The sequence below is a fragment of the Ensifer sp. genome, assembly GCF_031989085.1.
GTDB lineage: Bacteria > Pseudomonadota > Alphaproteobacteria > Rhizobiales > Rhizobiaceae > Ensifer.
The window spans coordinates 140,749-163,820 of sequence record NZ_DALZXU010000002.1 but is presented as its reverse complement, the minus strand read 5'-3'; the positions used below and the strand labels follow the sequence as shown (position 1 = coordinate 163,820).

Genomic DNA, 23,072 nt, shown 5'->3' with positions numbered 1-23,072 from the left:
CTCAGCGGTTGACGGGAAGGTTGAGTTCGGCCGCGAGCTGTTCGAGCACGTCGCCGAGGATTGCGACGATTTCGCCGATCTGCTCCCTTGTGATGATCATCGGCGGGCAGACCAGGAAATGATCGCCCTCGACACCCCCACGGGTCCGCCTGGAATAGATGATCAGCCCACGCTCATAGGCGAGATCGACAACCCGCTGGTGCGCGTTCAACTCCTTCGGCAAGGGCTTCATCGTCTCGCGATCCGAGACGAACTCGGCGGCAAGCAGCAGCCCCTTGCCCCTGACGTCGCCGATGAACGGGAAGCGTTCGGAAAGGGTGACCAGTTCGGCCTTGAGCGCGTCGCCCATGACGGCCGCATTGTCGATCAGCCCGAGCCGGTCGATTTCGTCGAGCACCGCCAGGCCAGCGGCGCAGGCAAGCGGATTGCCAGCATAGGTGAAGCCATGCTGGAAGCCGCCGGCGTCGAGCACCGGCTGCACCAGCCTTGAGGGCGCTGCCATGGCACCGAGCGGGCAATAGCCGGAAGCAAAGCCCTTCGACAGCGCGATCAGGTCCGGCTTGCAGCCCCAATGATCGCCACCAAGGAATTTCCCGGTCCGGCCAGCCCCGCTCATGACCTCGTCATGGATGAGCAGGATGCCATACTTGTCGCAGATCTCGCGGATGCGCCGGTAGTAGCTGTCGGGTGCCACCAGCGCCCCGGTCGACGCGCCGCCGATCGGCTCCATGATGAAGGCGAGCACACTTTCCGGGCCTTCGGACTGGATCCTGTCTTCCAGCATGTCGGCATACTTGATGCCACGCTGTTCCATCGTCAGGTTGTCACGGTCGAGATAGGCGGTCGGTGCCGGCACCTTCGGCATTTCGCGCATCATCGGCGAGAACGGATCGGAGAGCGCCGCATAACCGGTGACAGCCAGCGCGCCGAGCGTGCCGCCGTGGTAGGACGGAAAGCGCGAGATCACCTTCCAGCGATCCTTCTGACCGGTCGCGACGGCCCATTGCCGCGCGAGCTTCAGGCAGGACTCGACCGCCTCTGACCCACCGGAGACGAAGAAGATCTTGTCCATGCCCTCGGGCAGCTTTTCGGCGGCGCGGCGCGCCAATTCTTCGGCCGGTTCGTTTTCAAAGTGAAGGCGATAGGCGAAGGTCACGCGGTCCATCTGCCGCTTCATGGCTTCGATCACGTTGCGATTGCCATGGCCGATATTGACCACCATCGCGCCGCTGGAGCCGTCGATCACCCGTCGGCCATCCTGGTCGAAGAGATAGATGCCCTCGGCCCGGTCGACCAGCGGCCGGCGCAGGCGCGACTGGTAGAACAGGTGTGAGGCGGGCCGTTCGTTGGAAGCTGTCATCTTGAGCATGTCCGGTCTCTGTCAGCGTTTGAGGTAACGGTTGAGAACATTGGCGGTGACGCGTTCGACCATCGTATCGCCGCGCTTGAGGGCTGCCACCCATTCGCAGCTGCCGGCGTGGAAGACCTCGCCCTTGCCGCGCGGGAAATTGACGATCATGCCGCAACCGCGTTTGACCTTGTCGACCGAGGCTTCGCCGGCATCGCCGATCAGCGTTTCCGCCACGAACTTGGCGTCCGCGTCGGAGAGGAACTGATCATCGGTGGCAATGTCGGCGCTTTCTTCCTTCAGCGACGACATGCCGAGCGCCAAGATTTCCAGTCCGTCAGGTGCGCCGCTGTCCTCCGTCGGTTCCGGCAGGCCGCCACGGATGATGTAGTCGAGGCCGTCGACCTCGTAGCCGAAGGCATGGCCCTCGGCGCCGAGGATATCGCCATAGTAGATGCCGGTCCCGGCAAAAGCCCAATGCTCGGGGCGATAGACTGGAAAGCCGCGGGCGCCGCGCGGAGCGCAACCACCCCAGCCGACATAGAGCCCGCGTGTGGCAATGAGCCCGAAGGTGGACGAACCGGGACGACCGATTGTCCTATCCTCCCAGGAGCCGGTCATGCGGGTCGGATCGTCGGACCGAAAGGCCGGGTCTTCTGCACGCGCGCGATATTTGTAGCACACCTGCCGCTTGCCGGCGTCTTCCAGGCGCGTCTGCCACATGAAGTTGCCGGCAAAACGGGCCGCGTGTCCACCTCGCTCGACGTAACCGTCGACCGCGTCGCGCATCTCCCAGGTCCAGTATTCGTCGTGGCCCACGAAGGCGACGCAATCATAGCCGTCGAGGATTTCCGGGTTGAAATGCAGCTCGTGCTGGCTGGCGAGATCGACGGCGTAGCCTTCGCGCTCGGCCCAGCGGAAGAAGTTGCTGTCGTAGCTCGCCCAGCCTGACGAGGCGTATTTCTTGGAATAGCCGTTGGCATAGGCCCATTCCATGTGCGGGTAGCGTGGGGCGACTGCCATCGGCGAGTAGATCTCAAGCGGAACCCGCGGCGCATCGGCCGGCAGTTGTACAAAGCCGCGGCAGAACGGCCGCTCGATGCTGACGGTCGTCGCATACTGGTCGCGGTTGGGACCGGTTATGCCCTGGTAGTGGTTCGAACCGCCCCAGGTGTTGTAGGAGGTCCAGGACCCGGTCGCCGCCACCTGCAGCACGCGGCCCGGCTTGCGGCCTGCCTCGGGACGGACGATGAAGAGGTGATGGCAGCGAATGGGCGCGCCATCGCGGCCGGCCGCCGTCAACGTAATGCGGTAGGCACCCGACGGCCAGCTCGCATCGACCGCGAACTCGAACGTCGTCTCCCAACCACAGCCAACGACGGAGCACTGATCCGGCGTATCCTGCCAGCGGGCCGCGATCCCCTGCCGTGTCATGACAGTCGTTTCGATCGCGCCGTCGCGCACGATCTCCAGCGCGAACTGTTGGGCCGTCGAGCTTACCTGAAGCCGCACGGTTGCGCCCGGCGGATAGGCATAGGCGTCGGTATAGCACCAGATCTCGCCGCGCTCGCCGTCCATTCCAGGATATTCGTAGTAGTGGCCGAGCACCGCTTCGCGGCGCTCATCGGGCGTCAGCCCGAAATCGGGAAACTGGTCGCTGCTCGTCTTCATCGCATCCATCACGCCGCCAGGTATTTCTTGAGGAATGTCCGCGTGCGCTCCTGCTTCGGCTCGCGGAAGATTTCGCTCGGAGGCCCCTGTTCGACGACAACGCCGCCATCCATGAACAGCACCCGATCGGCGACTTCACCGGCAAAGCGCATTTCGTGGGTGACGATCAGCATCGTCATGTGTTCGGCGGCAAGCTGCTTCATGACCGCGTTGACCTCGTCGACCAGCTCGGGATCGAGCGCCGAAGTTGCCTCGTCGAAGAGCATCACCTTCGGCTGCATGGCCAGCGCTCGCGCGATCGCGACACGTTGCTTCTGGCCGCCGGAAAGCCTGGAGGGATAGGCATCGACCTTCTCCGCAAGGCCGACCTTCGACAGAAGTTCCACCGCCAGCGCGCGCGCCGCCGCCTTTGCCATGCCCTTCAGGATGATGGGCCCCATGGTGACGTTTTCGAGCACGGTCAGATGCGGGAACAGATTGAAATGCTGGAACACCATGCCCATCTGCTGGCGCACCGCATTGATGTGGCGCTCGAAGGCCTGGCCGCGCAGATCCTGGTTGACCTGGACGCCATCAAGCCAGATCTCGCCACCATTCAAGGTTTCGAGGTGATTGATCGAGCGAAGGAGCGTGCTCTTGCCCGATCCGCTCGGGCCGATGATGGCAACGATCTGGCCGCGGTCGACCGAAAGGTCGATGCCCTTCAGGACTTGAAGCTCGCCATAGGCCTTGCGGGCCCCCTTCACTTCGACCATGGGTCGCTCGGCGTTCATCGTGATACCTCCACGTTCTGTTCGACCCGGCGCAGACCCGCTTCGAGCACGAGGTTTAGGATGTAATAGAGGGCGGCGACCGTGATGTAGAACTCGAACGGTCGGAAGGTCTCGCTGATCGCGAGCTGTGCCGCATGAACGAGTTCGGCAATGCCGATGATCGACACCAGTGAGGATTCCTTCAACAGCACGATCAGGTTGTTGCCCATGGCCGGGATGGTGTTGCGCACGGCCTGTGGCACGACGAAATAGCGCAGCGTCTGGAAGCGACCGAAGCCGAGACTACGCGCGCCTTCGGTCTGGCCGACATCCACCGCGACAATGCCGGCGCGCAGAATGTCGGCGTTATAGACGGCGAAGTGCAGCCCGAGGCCGATGATGCCGGCAATCAGCGCCGGGATCTTGAAGCCGAGCTGCCCCAGCCCGTAATAGATCAGGAACAGCTGCAACAGCAGCGGCGTGCCCATGAACAGCCACATGAATGCCCTGACCGGCAAAGCGACGGCCTTCGGCGCATAGAGAACGACGAGCGCGAACATCACGCCGAAGATGAAGCTGATGGCGGCTGCCGAGACGGTGAGGACGACCGTCCACCACACACCCATCCACAGGATATCGGCATAGGGCGGAACGACGCTGAAATCGAGGCCTTGCATGCGGGGTTTCCTCTCAGGCTATGGCGTAGCGTCGGTCGATGAGATCGACGACCCGCGCGACGACATAGACGATGAGCATGTAGAGCACGGCGGCGACGCCGAAGATCTCGAACGGCTTGTAGGTCGAGCCGATGTAACGTTGAGCCGTGTAGGTGAGCTCGACCACCGAGATTGTCGAGACCAGCGCCGACCCCTTGACCAGGGCCACGGCATTGACGCCGAGCGGCCGGATCATCAGCCGCGCCGCCTGCGGCAACACCACCTTGCGCATCGTCTGGAACCGGCTGACGCCGATGGAGCGGGCAGCCTCGGTCTGGCCGCGGTCGACCGACTGGATGGCGCCGCGGATGGCTTCGGCCATATAGGCGCCGATGTTGAGGCCAAGCCCGATCACGCCGGCGGCAAACGGCTCAAGATTGATGCCGATCTGCGGACCACCGAAATAGAGAACGAACAGCTGGATCAGGCATGGCGTGCCGCGAAACAGGCTGACATAGGCAGAACCGAGGATGCGCAAGGGCAAGGAGCGCGACATCTTTGCCGCCGCAACGAGAAAGGCGACGACAAGCCCGAGGGCCAGCGAAAGCGCCGATATCTCGATCGTGATCCACGCCGCTTCCACGAAGAACGGGAAGACGCGCTGCACCAGCGAAAAGTCCATGAGGAAACTCCGGGAGGAGGATGCGACGGTCTCCGGCCGCCACCGTCAGCGGACGGCCGGAGACGATAGAAGCAAGCGATCAGCGAATGTCGCTGCCGACCCATTCCATGGCGATCTTCTCGTAGGAGCCGTCCGCCAGCATGTCCTCGAGCGCCTTCTGCATCGCTGCCTTCAGCTCCGGATTGTTCTTGCGGATGGCAATGCCGATGGCGACGCTGCCGCCTTCGATATCAGGCGTTTCCAGGCGGCGAACCTTCTCGCCGGTTTCCTTGACGGCGACCATGACGGGGATGTTGTCGACGACGATGGCATCGACGCGGCCGCTCTTCAGTTCCATCATCAGCTCGGGCAGGCCCTTGTAGGTGCGCACATCCCAGCCGCCCTGTTCGCGCGCCCACTTTTCATGGGTTTCGCCGAGCGTCACACCCAGCGTCTTGCCCTTGAGGTCTTCGAGCTTGTCGACGGCCGAGTCCTCGGAGACGAAGACGGCGCGGCCGGCGTGATAGTAAGGACCGACGAAATCGACGACCTTCTCGCGCTCCGGCGTGATGGTCATGGAGCCGACGACCGTGTCGTATTTGTTGGCAAGCAGACCGGCGATGATGCCATCCCAGGCGGTCGTCACCAGTGTGCCCTTGACGCCGACGCGCTCGGCAATCGCCTTGCCGATCGATGCGTCGAAACCGACGACCTCGTTCTGCTCGTTGACGAAATTGAAGGGCGGGTACTGGCCGCTCATCGCGATCTTCAGCTCGCCGGCAGACTTCACGGCTTCCAGATCGTCTGCACGCACTGATGCGGCGGAGAAAGTTGCGGCAATGGTGAGTGTAGCGGCCAGCAGGCCGGAGAAAATGGTCTTCATGAAATGTTCCTTGATCCTCTGGGCAAATGCGCCTTCTCGTGCGCTTGGGACGGGCATCGAGGCGCCTTCCGAATTTCATGATTGCCTTTGCTTCAGCATTGCGCAAATAGATAATGGGAATAGAAGGCATAGATTTGAAGAATGGCGACACCGCGGTCCGAACGGCTTGTCTGGGAGCTTGACTGGAACCTCTTGCGCACCTTCGTGGTGATCGCGGAGGTAAAAAGCATCACACGCGCCGCCGAGCGGCTGAACCTGAAGCAGCCGAGCGTCAGCAATGCCTTGAAGCGGCTGGAGGACAGGGTCGGGCGGCGTCTGGTCGAACGTGACGCGACCCGCTTCGACCTCACCGAAGTCGGCCAGTTGCTCTACGAACAGGCCGTCGAGGTGTTCGGAACCATATCGCAGCTGCCGCAACTGGTGCGTGGCGTCAGCGACGACGTGACCGGCCACGTGACCATCGCCGTTGCCAGCCACGTGGTATCGCCGCTCTTCGACCGGGCCCTGATGCAATTCCATCGCGACTATCCGCGCGCGACGCTGAACATCTCGGTGGCTGCAAGCGGCGACGTCACCCGCCAGGTGCGGGAGAAGCGCGCATCCTTCGGCCTCTGCCTCGTCAGCGTGCGCGATCCGGCGCTCGATTATCTGCTGGTGTTTCGCGAGTTCTTCGGCTTCTTCTGCGGTCCGCACCATCGACTGTTCGGCAAGCAAGGGCTGAAGCTCGCCGACCTCAAGGGCGAGACCTCCGTCTCGTTCCACACCGACCATATCGCCGACGCGCTTCGCCCGGTGGCGCTGCTGCGCAGCGAGGCCAAGCTCAATGCCAACGTCGTCGGCGTCTCCTCCAGTCTCGAAGAGGTGCGCCGCATGATCATGGCCGGCCTTGGTGTCGGCCCCCTGCCGCTGCACGTTGCGCGACGCGATGTTGCCGATGGCGCGCTCTGGCGGCTACCCCCTTACGAGGCGCCGCCCGCCATCGACATCTTCATGCTGACAAATCCCGACAAGGCGCTGAACCGAGCCGAAAAGGCGCTGATTGCCGGATTGCAGACATTGATCGCCCAAACACCGGCGGAAGAGCGCATCTACGCCGACTGAAACCTTCGCCGACCGACGGCTCATTCCACCGGCAGCAGGGCCTCAGCACGGGAACGGGCCGCAGGTTCAAGGGCCGTCGCTGCGCGCGCGTCGAGGTCGAAGCGGACGGTGACCGTCCGGTTGACCGCATGAACGACGTCATCGAGCGTTCCGGACATGATCTGCTCGAAGGTCACGGAGGAACGGCCGAGCTTGACGACCCGCGATCGGATGGTGATCAGCGCCCCGGCCTTGGTTTCGTGCTTGTATTCCGTTTCCGAGCGCACGTCGGCCCAGCCCCTGGCCTTCTCGCTTTCGGTTTCCAGGCCAGCAATATGGCCGAGCAATTGGAAGCTGGCATCGTCGAACATTGCCGCATAATGGCGCACGTTCATGTGCCCCATCGTGTCGCACATCCACGGATGGGCAACGCCGACATAGGTGGTCAAAGGCTGGCTCGACATGCTGGACCTCGCAGAAGGATATGTCTCGACGAATCGATCGAGAGATAGCGGAAGACCGAGCCGGCTGTCCATCGGCGCCGGCAGGGACGCGCGCGTGGACCGAAATATCGGTGGGCAAGCGTCACGGGGGCGTGGACGCCCACTAGGCACTCGCCCGCGAGCTCCCTAGGCTGCCGACCAAATCTGCAAGGAGACGTGATCGTGAAAGTGTATCTGGCGGGGCCCGAAGTGTTCCTGAGCAATGCCGTGGAGATCCAGGCGCAGAAGGCAGCGCTTGCCCGCGCGGCCGGCTTTACGCCACTTGTGCCCGGCGACCTGGAAATCCCGCCGGCCGAGACCAAGCATGCCCGCGGCCGTGCCATTTACGGCGTCGACGAGGGCATGATGCTCGCGAGCGACATGATCATCGCCAATCTGACGCCGTTTCGCGGCATCAGCGCCGACGTCGGCACGGTGTTCGAACTCGGCTTCATGTGCGGCCGCGGCCGTCATGTCTATGCCTATACCAATACGGCGCGCAGCTACTATGATCGCATCCTGCACGGCCACTACGCCGGTTCGGCCGCGGCGCGCGCCGATGGCCGCATGGCCGGCCCGGATGGTGTGAGCATCGAGGACTTCGACATGTCCGACAACCTGATGCTCGACGGCGGCATCCTGGCGCGCGGCGGAACGTTCGTGAAGCGCGAGGTCGCCGAAGCCGACCGGCTGACCGACCTCGAGGCCTTCAAGGAATGTCTGGCGATTGCCGCAAGGCAGCATCTCGCCTAGGCGATCGCCTGCTTCAGTCGACCGGGCACGGCCAGTTGGTCGGCGTGGTCAAGCCTTGCGGCAGCTTGGTGGCGCTGTCGCCGCAGGTGAGGTTGACCTGTTCCTGCTCAAGCCCGGTTGCCGCCGACAGATCGACGCCTTCGATCCGCGTCAGGAACATGAAGGCGTCGGTGAAGTCGATCGGTCCTTCGAAGCTGGAGCCGGCGAAGGTGGCGCGCGACAGGTTGGCCATCGGGAAGCGCGTGCCGGTGATCACGGCCTTGTCGAAATTGGCGCGGCCGAGCTCGGCCTTTTCGAAGTCGGCGCCGGTCAGCTTGGCGCCGCTGAAATTGGTGCGCTGAAGTTCAGAGCTGTTGAAGGAAGCGCCTTCTGCAGAGATACCGGCAAAACTGCTGCGATAGGCTTCGACCTTGGCGAAATTCGCCTTGTCTGCCCGGGCGCCGGCGAGCGAAGAACGCACCAGCGTCGCCTTTTCCAGATTGGCCTCGGTCAGATTGGCGCCCCTCAGATCCGTGAGCGTGAAATCGGTGTTGGTCAGGTTGCCGCCTGCAAGATCGATGCCGCCCAGCATCAGCTGCTTCTTGTTGCAATCGCTCCAGTCGGCACCCGGTGCCGACGGTCCCTTGCAATTGGCCGCAGAAGCGAGATCGGAAAACGTGAGCGCGGCGAGCAAAGCGGACAGGCCGATCGCCGAAGATTTCCCGCCGGCGCGAATGGCGCGCCTGACGCCGGCAGCAGTGCCAATGCCACCCTCCCCGTTTGCGACAGACGAACGATTGGTTTTTTGTTTGGGGATGTGCATGGCGCTGCTCCACGGCCCTTCAAGTGGACCGGTCCTGTTGCATTTCTCGTTTGCGCGCCTCGTGCCCGACACATTCGGAAGAAGAGCGCATCGCCGCGTAAGCGTATGACATTGTTGCTCTTCGCGCAAATGACAGCCGCGCGATATGGCAAAAGTGATTTGCCCGCCCGCAACCTTGCACGGGCTCTTCTTTATCGCGACAGTGCCGCTCTGTCGCCGTTCGCTGGTCATGCCTGAAGGCGCGGCAAGGCCGGTGTGGCGCTCAATCAGGCCAGTGCCGCCATCATCGAAAGGCCAATCCAGCCGCGCTGCCCCCAGGAGCCTCCGAGCCCGAGCGTCGAGGGCGGCTGTGGCGCGAAGACTGACTGGAGCAGCATGCAGTCAAAGGCCCGAAGGCTCGACTTGGAACGATCCCGCCGTTAGTGCGCAGACAGCGCAAGATCAAGGCTTCGTCGGGAGCGGAGTGGATGAGGCCGGCGATGCACGCCGGCACGACAGGTCAGCTGTTGGAGACGATGCGCGCGGTGATCAGGCTACAGCGATTGCCGACCTCTCGTGATAGGGATCGATGTCGGCCGACCGATGCGGAAATCGAACTTGCCACGTTGTCAGATTGCATGCAATATCCATACAATATTCCGAGTAAGGACATGCCATAACTTTGGACGCACCGGAAACCACCTGGCTGCCGGCGATCCGCAAAGCGAACGGACCGCTCTACATCGCCATCGCCGACGCGATCGCTGCCGATATCGCGGAGGGCCGACTTCCCGAAGGCGCGCGGCTGCCACCCCAGCGCGCCCTTGCCGGCACCTTGGGTATCGACTTTACCACCGTGAGCCGTGCCTACAATGAGGCCCGACACCGCGGACTGGTGGAGGGCCGCGTCGGTCAGGGAACTTACGTCAAGGCGCGACGGATGAAGGGCCTGCAGCCGGCAGCCGACGGCTTGGTCGACATGAGCATGAACCTGCCACCTTTGTTCGACGACGCAGCGCTAACGATGCGCCTCTGGAACGACATCGCCAGCCTGCAGGGTGAGCATGGGCTCGACCTCCTCATGCGCTATCAGGCGGCGGGAGGCGCGCCGCACAATCGTGCTGTCGGCGCCACCTGGCTGCGACCGCGCCTTGGAGAGATCCCCGCGGAGCGGGTACTGATCTGCGCCGGCGCGCAGAGCGCGCTGCTGGCCGCCGTCAGCACGCTCGCCAAGCCCGGCGACACCATCGCGGCGGAGGCCATCGCCTATCCCGGCCTGCGGGCTCTGGCCGCCCACCTCGGTATCGATCTTGTCGGTGTTCCCATCGATGAAAATGGCATGATACCCGAGGCGCTTGAGGCAATCTGCAAATCCAAAAAATTAAGAGCGCTCTACTGCAATCCGACACTGCATAACCCGACGACGGCAACGCTTCCGCTTGAGCGACGCAAGGCGATCGCCGCCATTGCTCGGGCCCATGACGTCGCTGTTATCGAGGATGACGCCTATGGCGCGATACCGACGGATGGACCGCCGCCATTGGCATCGCTTGCGCCCGAAATCGTCTATCACATCGCGGGCCTGGCCAAATGCCTCTCGCCCGCGCTCAGGATCGCCTATCTCGTCGTGCCGGATCGCCAAAGCAGCATTCGTCTCGAAGGCGCGATCCGGGCGACAAGCGGTATGGCCCCACCCTTCAATGCAGCCGTCGCAACGCGCTGGATCGAGGATGGCACGGCCGCCGAGGTTCTTGCCGTCATTCGCCGCGAGGTGACGATCCGGCAGGAGATGGTGACGCGGCTGCTGCCGCGGCACATGGTCCAGACGGATCCGGAGGCCTTCCATCTGTGGCTGCACCTTCCGCCTCCCTGGACGCGCGGCGACTTCGCCAACCGGCTCAGGGCATCGGGCATCAGCGTCGTGACCAGCGATGCGTTTGCCATCGGCTCGGCGCCCGAGGCCGTGCGCGTCGGGCTCGGCGCGGCGCGCACGCACGACGAGCTGCATCGCAGCCTGGTGGCGATCGCCGACTTGCTGCAGCAATCTCCAGCCGCTTCGAGCCTCGTCGTTTAAGGCCTTCGTTGAGGTCGGCGAAATTGTCGCAGCAATGTATGCATACAATAAATTGACAATTTGGCGGTTTGGGCGCACAGCTTTTGCAAGGCCTGAGGCGGCACGGAACGATCGGTGACCGCACACAGGCATATCAGCAGGCGCACCGGCAAAGGTTGCGCCGCAGACGCCTGAAAGGAACGCACATGTCTTCGGATCACGATTGGCCTCCCATTCCTCCCATGCAGACAGGCTTGCGCGGCCGTTGTCCGCGTTGCGGCCAGGGGCATCTTTTCGAAGGTTTCCTGAAGATGCGCAAGAAATGCGAGGTCTGCGATCTCGACTATTCGTTCGCCGATCCGGCCGACGGCCCGGCGTTCTTCGTCATCTGCTTCGGCTGCGTGCCGAGCGTGCTTTTGGGTGTCTGGCTGGAGGTGCAGTTCAGCGCGCCGCTCTGGGTCCATCTGCTGGTGACCGGACCGTTCATGCTCTTGACATGCATCCCGCCACTTCGCCCCTTGAAGGGATGGCTGGTTGCGAGCCAGTTCTTCTACAAGGCAGAGGAAGGAAAGCTGGTGCGAAGGCAGGTCGAGCAGCCGCTCGCTCCGAGCCAATAGCGACCGGTCACGAGACGGATACTTCGGCATCCGCAGCTCCCCCTTATGGGGACCGCAAATGCGTAAACGAAACAAGGCGCGGACGATGTCTGCGCCTTGTTTCGTTGGTCAGCCGATTTGTTCTCAGATCATTGCGTCGGCGGCGTCGGCTCGCCCAGTGACAGCATCAGGCGGTTCGCCCAGTTGAAGAAGGCAGCACCGTGGATGACGTCCGATATCTCGAGTTCGTCAAGGCCGGCCGCCGACAGGCGCGCGATATGCTCCTCGCTGAAGTTCGGGGGCGTCGCCGTCAGGGCGACCGAGGCCGCGACGATCGCATTCCAGCGCTCGCCGAGATCGGCTTCCACACCCTCGTCCAGCAGCGTCTGCACATCGTCGCCCCGCTTGGAATGATGCGCGGCAAAACGCGAATGCACCGAAGCGCAGAAGATGCAGCCGTTCGAGCGCGACGCGGCCGTGGCCGCCAGCTCGCGCTCGGCACGCGGCAGGCCGGTGCGAGTGTTGTAGAAGATATCCTTGTCGGTCTTCGTGCGCGCCTCGAGCACGGCGGGATCACGAACGAGGAGTCGGAAATAGGGCGATTTCGCCCGCGCAGCTTCGACGAGGCCCGCAAGATGCGCTTCCGTCAGGTCTTCCTCGGCAAGTGGCTCCAGCCAGGGCGTCCAGCCGATCTCGGCCTGGGTGAAAGCGACGGGGCGGTTTTCGATCACCGGCGTGATGATATGGTCGGTCATGAGATGTCCTTCTGAAGCCTTAGGCCGCGACGCGCCGGGCGGAGGCTGCAAGCAGCCCGAGACCGGCGATGACGCGGATCTGGAACGCGACGAACGAGACGAGCTGCGACAGCGTCACGATGCCGTTTGTCGTCCATCCGGCATCAAGAAGCGCCTGCAGCGCCTTCGGGCTGGCATCACGCAGATGGAAGACCAGCAGATGTGCGTGCTCCAGGCCCGCGGAGAGCTTTTCCCCGAGCGCCTCACGGCTGGTGCTCGAAACCCTGTAGATCGGCCCTTCCGTGTTCTCAACGCTCAAGGGACCGCTCGGATAGTGACCATATGGCCCCGCTGCTTGCGCGACACCGATCTCGGCCTTCAGCACTTCAGCGAGCCACCGGTTTGCTTCGCTTTCCTCAAGCGGGCTGGCATAGAATTCGAAGATGTCAGGCTGGCGATGAAGCCCGGCGACGAAGCTGGCGATCACCTGCCGTTCGACCAGCGAGACGTCGCCTGTGGTCGCGGGCTCAAAGAGTGCGAGGTAGCTCTTCTGCGCCTGTTCGCGCGTTTCCGGCCGCTGTGTCCGGATGCGGTCGAGCGACGAGCCCGGCTTGATGCCGGCCAGGAGGTCGATGATATCGGGTGTCGATGTGGTCATAAGAAGTCTCCTTCCTTCAATGAACGACGCCTGCGGCGCCGTAATGGTCAACCGACGGCGCCGAGCCGTCGGTGGCTGAATTTTTCCTCGAGCAACCAGCCGAGCGCCGGCGCGACTTTCGTGGCGATCAGTTCGATCGAGCGAAGGATGAGCGGGTGCGGCGGATCGACCGAGTGCACCTGGAAGACGAGGTCGGTGACCCGGTCGAGCGTCGTATCGGCGCGCAGGCTTTCGATCACGTCCTCAGGCGTGCCAACATGAACGTCGAAGGCGGTGATCAGGTCGGAAAGCGACGTGCCGGCTGGCCTGAGGCCGGATGCAATCAACCGCTCGGCACCCCGCCTCAGGCCGATTTCGGCAAGACGCAACGCCTCGGCGCGGCTGTCGGCGACGAAAAGGCTGCGAGATCCGAGAATCTTGGGCGTGCGGTTCGCAGGCAGTGCCGCCAGATAGGCATCGATGATCGGGTGCTGCAGGTCTGCCAGCGATGCGTCAGGCCGATCCACGCTCCGCGGTTGCGTGCGTGACAGCATCAGCCCGTCGCCCGCGCGCCCTGCCCGTTCACCACCAGCCACAGAGAACGTCGCCTGCCAGATCCGGTCGAGCAATTGCGGCGCCGCCGGATAAAGCCGGTCGCCGCCTGCAAGGCTGCGGCCGGCCCATGCGTCGAGCACGACGCGCAGATGTCGGGCGAAAATCTCGCCGCGTTCCGCACTCTCGAGACCAAAAGCCGTGAAGGACGATGGCGTGCCGCCGGTACCAAAGCCGATTTCGACACGGCCGCAGGAGAGAAGGTCGAGAACCGCGGCGTCTTCTGCCACCCGGATCGGATTTTCGAGCGGCAGGGTGACGACGCCGGTGCCGAGCCGGATCCGCGACGTCTGCGCGGCGACGTGGGCGAGAAAGACGAGCGGTGCCGGCAAACCGCCCTCGTCGGCGTGGAAGTGGTGTTGCGCCACCCAGGCTGTATCGAAGCCGAAGCGTTCGGCAGTTGCGATCTGCTCGGCGGCATAGTGGTAGCGGGCACCGGCGGGCACGTCGTCAAGAAGACGTGTAAAGAACCCAAGGCGCTTGCGTGGCGTCGACGTCGTCATGTTCTGTCCTGTCATTCTGTCCCGCGCCGTCAGACGAAGGCTGCTCGTTTTTGTCCGGGAATGGCGTTGATGAGTTCGCGGGTGTAGTCGCTGCGGGGTCGCATAAAGACGTCCTCGACCGTGCCGCCATCGACCAGCCGGCCGTCCTTCAGCACGGACACCGTGTCCGAAATCTGCCTGACGACCGCGAGGTCGTGCGACACGAAGAGGTAGGTGAGCCCCAGGTCGCGCTGGAGTTCGTCGAGAAGGTCGAGAATGCGCGCCTGCACGGTGACGTCGAGGGCGGATACCGCCTCGTCGAGAACGACGACGTCAGGGTCGAGCACCAGCGCGCGCGCAATCGCTACCCTTTGCCGCTGACCGCCCGAAAGCGCATGCGGACGGCGGTCAAGTGCTGCCTCCGGCAGGCCGACGCGGCTGAGGATCGCCCTTACCTTCTCCTCCCGTGCCGGGCGGACAAGCCTGCCGAAGTTCAGGAGCGGCTCGGCGACGATGTCGAACACGGTCTGGCGCGGATCGAGTGAACCATAGGGGTTCTGGTAAACCAGCTGGATCTTGCGCCGGAACTGGCGCAGCGTCTCTCCGCGAAGCGTCGACAGGTCGGTGCCATCGATCTCGACGCGGCCGGCCGTCGGCTTCGGAAACCCGACGATCGCGCGGATTGTCGTGGTCTTGCCGGAACCGGATTCGCCGACGATGGCGTGCGTCGTGCCGCGACGGACGCGGAAGCTGAGGTCGTCAACGGCGCGAAACGATTTGCCCCGACCATCGGTCCGAGAGAAGTCCTGCACAAGGCCATCGACGATGACGACGTCATCGCCCGATGTCGGGTGCCTGTCGCGCGCGGTGGCAGGCGCGGTGCGCGCAACGGCCGAGAACGACGGTGCATCGGCGAGAAGCTGCCGGGTGTAGGCGGACCGCGGCGCGGCGAGCATCACCTTGGTCGCTCCGAGCTCCTGCACGCGCCCGCCCTGCAGGACGACGAGCCGGTCAGCCCGGTCGGCGGCAACGCCGAGATCATGGGTCACGAGCAGAACCGACGTTCCATATTCGGTGCGCAATTCATCGATCAGGTCGAGGATGCGCTTCTGCACCGTCACATCAAGCGCGCTCGTCGGCTCATCGGCGATGATCAGCTGCGGCTTCAGCGCAACGGCGATCGCGATCAGCACACGCTGGCGCATGCCGCCGGAAAGCTCGTGCGGATATTGTCGCGCCCGCAGTGCAGGCTCGCTCAACCCGACGCGCTCCAGAAGCGAGACCACCTGAGCCTCCAGATCCCGGCCGCTTGCGACGCCGTGAATTCGGAGAATCTCGCCAACCTGCGCGCCGATCGTCTTGACCGGATTGAGCGAGCTTGCCGGATCCTGCGGCACCAGGCTGATCTTTGCCCCGCGTACCGCATCGAGCTGGCGATCCGACCAGCGCGAAATATCCGTGCCGTTAAGCCTGATGCTACCGCCGTCGATGCGCCCATTGGCGTGGAGGAGGCCGATGATCGATTGCGCCGTCGTTGTCTTGCCGGAGCCGGACTCGCCGACCAGCGCGACCACCTCGCCGGGATCGATCCGGAACGAAACGTCGTGCACGACGCGACGGTGGGTGACGCCGTCATGATAGGCGATCGACAGGTTCTCAACCTCGAGCACCGGCGGCCGTGTGAAACCGGACGTGCTCATGCCGCCACCTTGCCGAAGGACTGGCTGACGCGATTGGCGGAGAGCACCACCAGGACAACGATGATCCCGGGTGCGGTCGTCAGCCACCAGGCCGTCGAGATGTAGTTGCGGCCTTCGGCAATCAAGAGGCCCCATTCGGGCGTTGGCGGCGGAGCGCCATAGCCAAGGAACCCCAGCGTCGAGATCTGCAGGACCGCCGAGCCGAATTGCAGGGCCGCGATCGCCAGAACCGACGTCAGCGAATTTGGCAGCACGTGCCGCCAAAGAACCGCCGCGAAGGTGCCGCCGCTGCCGAAAGCCGCCTCGACATAGTCGCTGCGCCGGACACGCACGACTTCCGAACGCGACAATCGGGCAAAGCGCGCAACCGAAGTCACGCCAACCGCAATGGCGGCGTTGACGGTGCCGAAACCGAGCAGGATGATGATGCTGAGCGAGAGCATGAGCGACGGTATCGACAACAAGACATCGACGAGACGCATGATCGCGTCGTCCACCCGACGTCGGACCGAACCGGCGATGACCCCAATGCTGGTACCGACAACAAGACCGAGCGCCACGGCGACAAACGCGCCCGTCAACGAATGGACCGCGCCATAAACGATGCGGGCATAAAGGTCGCGCCCCAGCGCGTCGGTACCCAGAAGATGGCTTGCGTCCGGCCGGCGCAATTGTTCACCGCCCACCCCTTCGAGCGGATTGTAGCTGGTGAAAAGCCACGGCGCGAGCGCCCAGAGGAAGGCGACGGCGAGCACCAGCCAGGATAGAATGAGGCCGACCGGCAGTCGGCGAAACGACAGAGGAAGCGAGAAGCGCTTGCCGGCCCGCTGGCCGCGCGCGGACGCGATGGCATCGTCGTGGATCGTATCGAACGTGGTCATGCGGTGGCTCCAGCTTTTGTCCGAAGACGCGGATCGAGCACGGGGAAGAGCAGATCCACGATGAGATTGATGACGACGAAGGCGAGGGCCGAGAACACCACGATCGCCTGAAGCACGGCTGCGTCCTGGCTGCCGACAGCCCTGCCGGTGAGCCCGCCGATGCCATTGAGGCCAAAGACCGTCTCGGTGACGACGGCGCCGGCGATGAGTTCGCCGAAAAGCACACCGGCAATCGTCAGTGTCGGCAGAAGCGCGTTCTTGGCCACATGCCGCCACAGCACCCAGTGGCGCGTCGCGCCCTTGGCGCGGGCAACGGCGACGAAAGGACGTGTCAGCACATCGTCGATGTTGCGCACCAGAACCTGGGCAAGCGGCGCGGAGATCGGGATCGCAAGCGTAATGACCGGCAGGATCAGTTCCTGCCAGGGGCCGGGATTGATCACCGGCACGAGCTTCAGCCGGAACGAGAAGATCTGGATCAGCATGATGCCGATCCAGAAGGTCGGGATCGAGATGAAGAGCGATGGCACCGACTGGATGGCACCGCGCAGCCAGGCGAATGGCGTCAAGCTCGACACGAAGGCAATGACGACCGCGAATGTGGCGGCGAGCAGGAAACCGAGCGATGCAAGTTTCAGCGTGGCCGGCAGATGCGCGGCCAGTATCGTGCCGACGGGAACGCCTGCTTGAACCGAATAGCCGAAGTCGCCGGTCAGGAACCGGTTGATCGTCTGGATATACTGCACCCAGACGGCGCTGTCGGCAGCATAGGACGCGCGGATCTCGGCGATCTGCTGCGGCGTGAGGCCGAGTTCCGGGTTCTGGAACTTGATGAGGATGGCATCACCGGGCATCGCCTGGAGCAGCACGAAGGAGATGGTGAAAGCCGCCCATAGGACGAACAACGCCTGCCCCAGGCGATTGAGCAAATATCCGGACATCGCCGTTCCCTTGCTTGGTCTCATTGAGAAAGCCGGCCACGGCGATTGGCGTGGCCGGGAGATCGGTGCGCGTGTCAGCGTTCGGCGAGCCAGGTGCTGTAGAAGCTGGGACGACCGACCGCCTCGAAAGCGATGCCCTGGACGTAAGGGGCTCCAGCGAAGGCTTGCGGCTCCTCGAAGATCGGGATCGCATAGGCCTGGTCGACAACATAGTCCTGGACCTCGCCGGCAATCGCCAGCCGCTTTTCGCGATCAGGCTCCGAGGTCAACGCCTCGAGCAGGCCATTCAGCTTGTCGTCGGCAAAGCTCTGGATCTTGTCGCTCTGCCCGCCCTTCTGGCGCAGCACGTCGCGGTTCTTCGGGTAATACTGGCTCTTGATCACGTCAGGATCGGCGCGGCCGACCATGGCCGGCGAGACCGGCGTCTTCAAGGGATCGAGATCGTCGACGACCCGGCTGCCGCTATCTCCGGCAAGCACGGTCAGCTTGACGCCAAGCTTGCCCCATTGCTGGGCAACGAGCTGCAACGTTTCCTTGTTCTGCGGCTGCGGCAGCGATTCATACGCCGTCAGCACCAGCTCCTTGCCGTCCTTCTGGCGCAATCCGTTGGCACCAACCGTCCAGCCGGCTTCGTCGAGAAGCGTTTTTGCCTTTTCCGGATCGAAGGCGAGCTTGGCCGAGATATCGCGGTAGCCAAGCGCTGTTGATGCGATGATCGACGTCGCCTGCGGGTAGTTTGCCGAAAACAGCGTCGTCACGATTTCCTTGGTGTCGGTGGCATGCAAGAGCGCCTTGCGCACCTTGATGTCGGCGACCAACGGATTGTCGGGCCGGAAGACGACGCTGTTGTTCACACCGCGCGTCGAGGGTGCATAGATCTGGTAATCCTGCGCTTCGACCTGCTTCTCGTCATAGGCCTGCACCTGGCGAATGAAATCGGCCTGGCCTGCAAGCAGCGCCCCGATGCGCACGCTGTCCTCGCCGGTGATGATGTATTTGATACCGTCGAGATATGCCCTGCCCTGATGTTCAAGCTTGGCCGGGCCCCAGGCGTATTCTTCACGCGCCTTCAGGTTCAGCTCTTTGCCGATCGTCTCGCTGTCGACGACGAACGGACCGGAACCGATGATCTTGGTGGCATCGCCCAGTTGCTCGAAAGGAAGCGCCAGCGTGCTTGCCGCGACAAGGCCGGAGCCGATGACCGAAGTTCCTTGCAGGAAGCCCGGCGACGGTTTCTTGAAGTAGAATTTGACCGTCAGCGGATCGACAACTTCGCTGCGCGCATAGTTGTTGATGACCTCGGAGACCGGCTGCTTCAGTTCCTTGTTGCCGAGACCGAAGACGTCGTAGTTCTTCGCGACGGCTGCTGCATCGAGCGGCGTGCCGTCGGAGAAGGTGACGCTCGGGCGGATCTTGAAGGTGTATTCCGTCGCGTCGGCGTTCACCGTCCAGGATTCGGCAATCCAGGGTTCGATCTCGAGCGTCTTCGGGTTCTGGTAGGTCAGCTTGTCGGTGATCTGGTTGAGGATCCCGCCATTCGGATAAAAGCCGCCGGCCGGCGGATAAAGAACGGTGTGGGCCTGTTGCTCGAGATAGATCAGCGTGCCGCCCTTGACCGGATCGCTCGCAAAAGCACCAGGCAGGAAAAGTCCGGAGGCGGTCAGTGTCGCCAGTGTCAGCGCGAGCCGTTTCAGTTTCGTCGTCATCGGAGAAGCCTTCCTTCAAATCTATGAAGGCTATCGTACGACGACACGGCGGATCATCAACTAAATCTAGTAAATTAATATACTATATCTTTCGGTCGAGGTGAAAGAAGCATCTCCATCCCCATGGCCGATGGAGATATTTCTCCCCGGGCCGTTTCCTCGCCTTCTTTTGCTGGTCTCAAGCGACATGCGGATGGGGGCGTCGAAAGACCGCCTCTTAACGTGGGCGAAACGCTCCGCGAGGCATTGACAATATGCCCCCTATCCATTGAAAACTTTGCCAATTCCTTCCAAGCCCGAGATTGAGATATTCATGACAAATAACAAGGTTCTTGTCGTCGGCGGCGCCGGCTATATCGGCTCGCACACCTGCCTTCAGCTGGCCACCAAGGGGTTCGAACCCGTGGTCTACGACAACCTGTCGAACGGGCACGAGGAATTCGTCAAATGGGGCGTTCTGGAAAAGGGTGACATCCGCGATCGGCAGCGGCTTGACGAGGTGCTGGCACGGCACAAGCCGCGGGCGATCCTGCATTTCGCGGCGATGATCGAGGTCGGCGAGTCCGTCAAGGATCCGGTTTCATTCTACGACAACAACGTCATCGGCACCCTGACGCTTTTGTCGGCGGCCCTTTCGGCAGGTGTCGAAGCTTTCGTGTTTTCGTCCACCTGCGCCACCTATGGCCTGCCGGAAAGCGTCCCGATCGACGAACAGCACCGTCAGGCGCCTATCAATCCCTATGGCCGCACCAAATGGGTCTGCGAACAGGCATTGAAGGATTACGGGCAGTACAAGGGCCTGCGCTCGGTGATCCTGCGCTACTTCAACGCCGCCGGCGCCGACCCTGAGGGGCGGATTGGCGAGTGGCACGAACCCGAGACCCACGCAATCCCCTTGGCGATCGATGCGGCTCTCGGCCGCCGCGACGGCTTCAAGGTCTTCGGCACCGACTACGATACCCGCGACGGCACCTGCGTGCGCGACTATATCCACGTGCTCGATCTTGCCGACGCCCATGTGCGCGCCGTCGAGTACCTGCTCGAAGGCGGTGACAGCGTCGAGCTCAATCTGGGTACAGGCACCGGCACGACGGTAAAGGAACTGCTCAACGCCATCACCGAGGTCTCCGGCCGCACGTTCGGCATCGACTATGTCGATCGCCGCGAGGGCGATTCCACCACACTCGTCGCCAACAACGACAGGGCGCGCGAAGTGCTCGGCTGGGAACCGCAATATGACCTGGCGGCGATTACGCGCACGGCCTGGAACTGGCATTCCCGCCGCAACCAGGGCGCCTGAGATCGGGCCTGCGACTGACCGCATCTCTGGCCGCAACGGCTAGGATGCCTGGCGTACCCGGTTCAGAGGCATTCTGGAGCGGGTACGTCGCACAAGCGGCCGTTCAACCAGGAAATATGCCGCAAGGCCGGCAAGTGTACCGGCGATCAGCGCGACGAGCAGTGTCGGCACCGAGCCGAAGCCGATCATGCCCGCCACCTTGACGACCACGGATATCGCGAAGGTGTGCCACAGGTAGATCGAATAGGAGGCATCGCCGAGCAAGGTCGGCAATGCCCATTTGCGGACCCAGCCGGCCGCCTCGAGCGCGAGGGTCCCGACGACGAGCGTCACCGCCAGTGGGCCGAGGATGCGTTCGTCGAACGGCAGGCGCAGCACGGCGAGCGCCGCAAAGCCGGCCAGTGCGCCGAGAACGAGCGCAATGCCGGAACGAGGACCTGCGACCCTGCCCCGCAGCCAGAACTCGGCAACGATCATGCCGGCAACGAATTCCAGGATGACCGGGCGCGTGTAGGTCAGAAACAGGGCATTGTCCGTATCGATGGCGAGCCCGAGCAGGACCAGCGACACGAAGATCGCCGCCATCACCGGCAGCCGGCGATGCCGCGGCAGCATCAGCGAGGCGGCAAAGACGACGTAGAAGAACATCTCGAAATTGAGCGTCCAGCCCTGCACCAGCACCGGCCAGATTTCGCCGCTACTCGGCGAGCGCGCAGGCACGAACAGGAGGGATGCGACGACGTGATCAAGCGACAGGACGAGGTTGGGAAAGAGGCCGGCAATTCCGCCGCCGATCATCACCATCGTGGCGAGCCAATAGACCGGCGCGATCCGGCGCAGCCTCTCTCCAAGGAAGGCAAGAGGAGCGACAGGGCGGCGGTCGCTGATCACCCACATGATGAAACCGCTGATGACGAAGAAGACGTCGACACCGGCCGCACCGATCGCGAAGTGGTGGCCGGTACGCTCCGCGGCGTGAAACAGCACCACCGCAAGCGCGGCAAGCGCGCGCAGATACTGGATGCCGTGAATGGTTTGCATCGGGGTCCCAGCCATCAGAACCTCAACTGCGGGTGATGGCTCGCCAACACCCTGCCTTCTGCCAGCCGCCGCTCGCTGACGACGCGCCCCGCCTTGCGGATCGTCAGCTTTCCCGCCGCAAAATAGAGCAGGAAGGAGCCGACGTGATAGGGGTTCATGATGTCGATCTCGACGAAGGCCCGCACGAAGAGCAGCATTGCAACGCCGAACAGGACGGAGGATTCGGTATGATGATCGTGGGTGAGCAGCCGCTTGATATGACCGAAGACGGTCACAAATAGCACGGCGCAGAGCAGAAACAGCCCGATCGCGCCTGTTTCCACCATCGCCTCAATGAATGTGTTGTGGAAATGGAAGCCTGACCGCGTGGCGATGAAAAACTCCTCCCACAGACGCTCCGGCTCCGAGAAACCCTGGACCCAATAGGCCTGGTAGCCCACGCCGACGAAGGGCGAGGACAAAGCGGCCTCGATACCCTGCTGCCAGAGATAGGTACGGCCAGTCAGCGTCGAATCCTTACCGAAGAGGCCGAGAACGAGATCGACGCCGCCGCCATAGACCGCCGCGATCGCGGTGACCCCGCCCATCACGACGACGGCGAGGAACAGGCCCTTGCGGTGACCGGGTGACAACATCCCGACGGCGCGCATGCCGAGCCAGCAGGCGACGATGGCGACGGCCGTGAGCACCGATGTCGCCGATTGCGAGGCAAACAGCGAATAGGCAGAGATCAGCCCGACGGCGCCCGCAACGCCAAGCCAGGCCCCACGCTCCCCAAGCGCGAACGGCGCGATAAAGGCGAAGTAGATCCCGAGCGACGCATAAAATCCAAGCTGGTTCTTCGAGGCGAAGGCACCGACGAAACTGTAGGTGCCGTCAAGCGGATCGAGATGGTAGACGCCGAACAGCAGGGAATATACGAGCACGATGCCGACACCCGCAAGTGCGCCACGCACGAGCGTGCGAATGTCGATCGTGCGCATCGCGATCAAGGCGCAAACGACATGGGAGAGATACTGTATCCCCGTCCTTGCGGTCATTCCCGGCGCTGCCGACCAGAAGACCGACAGGCAGGCAAGGACGGCAAAGGCGAGGATCCAGATATAGCGGCCGTAATTGCCCAGCACCCGCCTGTAGTCGACGAGGACCAGCGGCAGCCACAGCGCATAATAGGCAAGGATCGACGCCTGCCCGAACCGCGAGGAATAGGCAAAGACGAAGAACGATATCGCCAGCGCAAAGATCCCGTAGGCCTGGTTGGAACCAGGAGAAACGAGGCTCGCCTTGGAAATTCTCATGCCGATCCTTCAGAGCGTGTTTCG

22 protein-coding genes are annotated in these 23,072 nt (G+C 63.2%); 5 read left to right on the top strand and 17 right to left on the bottom strand.

Features of this window, described 5'->3' with window-relative positions:
* Position 1: 1 nt before the first annotated feature.
* The 6 genes from RTP54_RS13700 to RTP54_RS13675 all read right to left on the bottom strand — a co-directional run bounded on the left by RTP54_RS13700 (position 2) and on the right by RTP54_RS13675 (position 5,971).
* Positions 2–1,369 carry an aspartate aminotransferase family protein gene (locus tag RTP54_RS13700; RefSeq protein WP_312363458.1) on the bottom strand — a complete coding sequence of 456 codons (1,368 nt, stop codon included), beginning with the start codon at positions 1,367–1,369 and terminating at the stop codon, positions 2–4.
* Between the two features lie 12 nt (positions 1,370–1,381).
* The gene (locus tag RTP54_RS13695; RefSeq protein ID WP_312363457.1) at positions 1,382–3,019 is read right to left on the bottom strand and encodes a N,N-dimethylformamidase beta subunit family domain-containing protein; all 1,638 of its coding nucleotides are present in this window, start codon (positions 3,017–3,019) and stop codon (positions 1,382–1,384) included.
* A gap of 8 nt (positions 3,020–3,027) precedes the next feature.
* Positions 3,028–3,792, bottom strand: coding sequence for an amino acid ABC transporter ATP-binding protein (locus RTP54_RS13690; RefSeq protein WP_112811604.1), 765 nt, complete (start codon positions 3,790–3,792; stop codon positions 3,028–3,030).
* Positions 3,789–4,448: an amino acid ABC transporter permease gene (locus RTP54_RS13685; RefSeq protein WP_112811605.1), complete on the bottom strand. Its 660-nt coding sequence runs from the start codon at positions 4,446–4,448 to the stop codon at positions 3,789–3,791. Before RTP54_RS13685 ends, RTP54_RS13690 begins: the two co-directional genes overlap by 4 nt.
* A gap of 13 nt (positions 4,449–4,461) precedes the next feature.
* Positions 4,462–5,109, bottom strand: a complete 648-nt coding sequence (locus RTP54_RS13680) for an amino acid ABC transporter permease (RefSeq protein WP_312363453.1) — start codon at positions 5,107–5,109, stop codon at positions 4,462–4,464.
* A gap of 79 nt (positions 5,110–5,188) precedes the next feature.
* Positions 5,189–5,971, bottom strand: coding sequence for an ABC transporter substrate-binding protein (locus RTP54_RS13675; RefSeq protein ID WP_112811659.1), 783 nt, complete (start codon positions 5,969–5,971; stop codon positions 5,189–5,191).
* Positions 5,972–6,112: 141 nt separating this feature from the next.
* Here RTP54_RS13675 and RTP54_RS13670 point away from each other — a divergent pair, with 141 nt between their 5' ends.
* Positions 6,113–7,072, top strand: a complete 960-nt coding sequence (locus tag RTP54_RS13670; RefSeq protein WP_312363450.1) for a LysR family transcriptional regulator — start codon at positions 6,113–6,115, stop codon at positions 7,070–7,072.
* A gap of 20 nt (positions 7,073–7,092) precedes the next feature.
* On the opposite strand, the gene RTP54_RS13665 is transcribed toward RTP54_RS13670, so the two are convergent.
* On the bottom strand, positions 7,093–7,515 hold the full coding sequence (locus RTP54_RS13665; protein ID WP_312363449.1) for an acyl-CoA thioesterase: 423 nt from the start codon (positions 7,513–7,515) through the stop codon (positions 7,093–7,095).
* Between the two features lie 195 nt (positions 7,516–7,710).
* Here RTP54_RS13665 and RTP54_RS13660 point away from each other — a divergent pair, with 195 nt between their 5' ends.
* Entirely contained in the window at positions 7,711–8,286 is a 576-nt protein-coding gene (locus tag RTP54_RS13660) for a nucleoside 2-deoxyribosyltransferase (protein ID WP_312363447.1), read from the top strand.
* 13 nt (positions 8,287–8,299) lie between these two features.
* Here RTP54_RS13660 and RTP54_RS13655 read toward each other — a convergent pair whose 3' ends face one another.
* Entirely contained in the window at positions 8,300–9,088 is a 789-nt protein-coding gene (locus tag RTP54_RS13655) for a pentapeptide repeat-containing protein (protein ID WP_312363445.1), read from the bottom strand.
* Positions 9,089–9,743: 655 nt separating this feature from the next.
* Between RTP54_RS13655 and RTP54_RS13650 the strand changes: the two genes are divergently transcribed.
* Both RTP54_RS13650 and RTP54_RS13645 read left to right on the top strand, forming a co-directional pair.
* Positions 9,744–11,141 (top strand): PLP-dependent aminotransferase family protein, encoded by a 1,398-nt coding sequence (locus tag RTP54_RS13650; protein ID WP_312364387.1) that lies wholly within the window; start codon positions 9,744–9,746, stop codon positions 11,139–11,141.
* 185 nt (positions 11,142–11,326) lie between these two features.
* The gene (locus tag RTP54_RS13645) at positions 11,327–11,737 is read left to right on the top strand and encodes a DUF983 domain-containing protein (protein WP_112811611.1); all 411 of its coding nucleotides are present in this window, start codon (positions 11,327–11,329) and stop codon (positions 11,735–11,737) included.
* Between the two features lie 128 nt (positions 11,738–11,865).
* Here RTP54_RS13645 and RTP54_RS13640 read toward each other — a convergent pair whose 3' ends face one another.
* The 7 genes from RTP54_RS13640 to RTP54_RS13610 form a co-directional block, all read right to left on the bottom strand.
* Entirely contained in the window at positions 11,866–12,471 is a 606-nt protein-coding gene (locus tag RTP54_RS13640) for an alkylhydroperoxidase domain protein (protein WP_312363443.1), read from the bottom strand.
* Between the two features lie 19 nt (positions 12,472–12,490).
* Positions 12,491–13,108 (bottom strand): CMD domain protein, encoded by a 618-nt coding sequence (locus tag RTP54_RS13635; RefSeq protein WP_312363441.1) that lies wholly within the window; start codon positions 13,106–13,108, stop codon positions 12,491–12,493.
* 47 nt (positions 13,109–13,155) lie between these two features.
* Positions 13,156–14,202 (bottom strand): putative FMN-dependent luciferase-like monooxygenase, encoded by a 1,047-nt coding sequence (locus tag RTP54_RS13630; protein WP_312363439.1) that lies wholly within the window; start codon positions 14,200–14,202, stop codon positions 13,156–13,158.
* 29 nt (positions 14,203–14,231) lie between these two features.
* Entirely contained in the window at positions 14,232–15,881 is a 1,650-nt protein-coding gene (locus RTP54_RS13625) for an ABC transporter ATP-binding protein (RefSeq protein ID WP_312363437.1), read from the bottom strand.
* Complete coding sequence (locus tag RTP54_RS13620; protein WP_312363435.1) at positions 15,878–16,762, bottom strand: ABC transporter permease; 885 nt, start codon at positions 16,760–16,762, stop codon at positions 15,878–15,880. The genes RTP54_RS13625 and RTP54_RS13620 overlap by 4 nt, the downstream gene beginning before the upstream one ends.
* Positions 16,759–17,703 (bottom strand): ABC transporter permease, encoded by a 945-nt coding sequence (locus RTP54_RS13615; protein ID WP_312363433.1) that lies wholly within the window; start codon positions 17,701–17,703, stop codon positions 16,759–16,761. Before RTP54_RS13615 ends, RTP54_RS13620 begins: the two co-directional genes overlap by 4 nt.
* 74 nt (positions 17,704–17,777) lie before the next feature.
* Positions 17,778–19,409, bottom strand: a complete 1,632-nt coding sequence (locus RTP54_RS13610; RefSeq protein WP_312363431.1) for a TIGR04028 family ABC transporter substrate-binding protein — start codon at positions 19,407–19,409, stop codon at positions 17,778–17,780.
* 313 nt (positions 19,410–19,722) lie between these two features.
* Here RTP54_RS13610 and galE point away from each other — a divergent pair, with 313 nt between their 5' ends.
* Complete coding sequence (gene galE / locus RTP54_RS13605) at positions 19,723–20,709, top strand: UDP-glucose 4-epimerase GalE (RefSeq protein WP_112811619.1); 987 nt, start codon at positions 19,723–19,725, stop codon at positions 20,707–20,709.
* Positions 20,710–20,748: 39 nt separating this feature from the next.
* Here the strand turns inward: galE and RTP54_RS13600 are convergent, their stop codons facing one another.
* Positions 20,749–21,750, bottom strand: a complete 1,002-nt coding sequence (locus RTP54_RS13600; protein WP_312364385.1) for an acyltransferase — start codon at positions 21,748–21,750, stop codon at positions 20,749–20,751.
* A gap of 14 nt (positions 21,751–21,764) precedes the next feature.
* Entirely contained in the window at positions 21,765–23,048 is a 1,284-nt protein-coding gene (locus RTP54_RS13595) for an O-antigen ligase (protein ID WP_312363429.1), read from the bottom strand.
* Positions 23,049–23,072 lie beyond the last annotated feature (24 nt).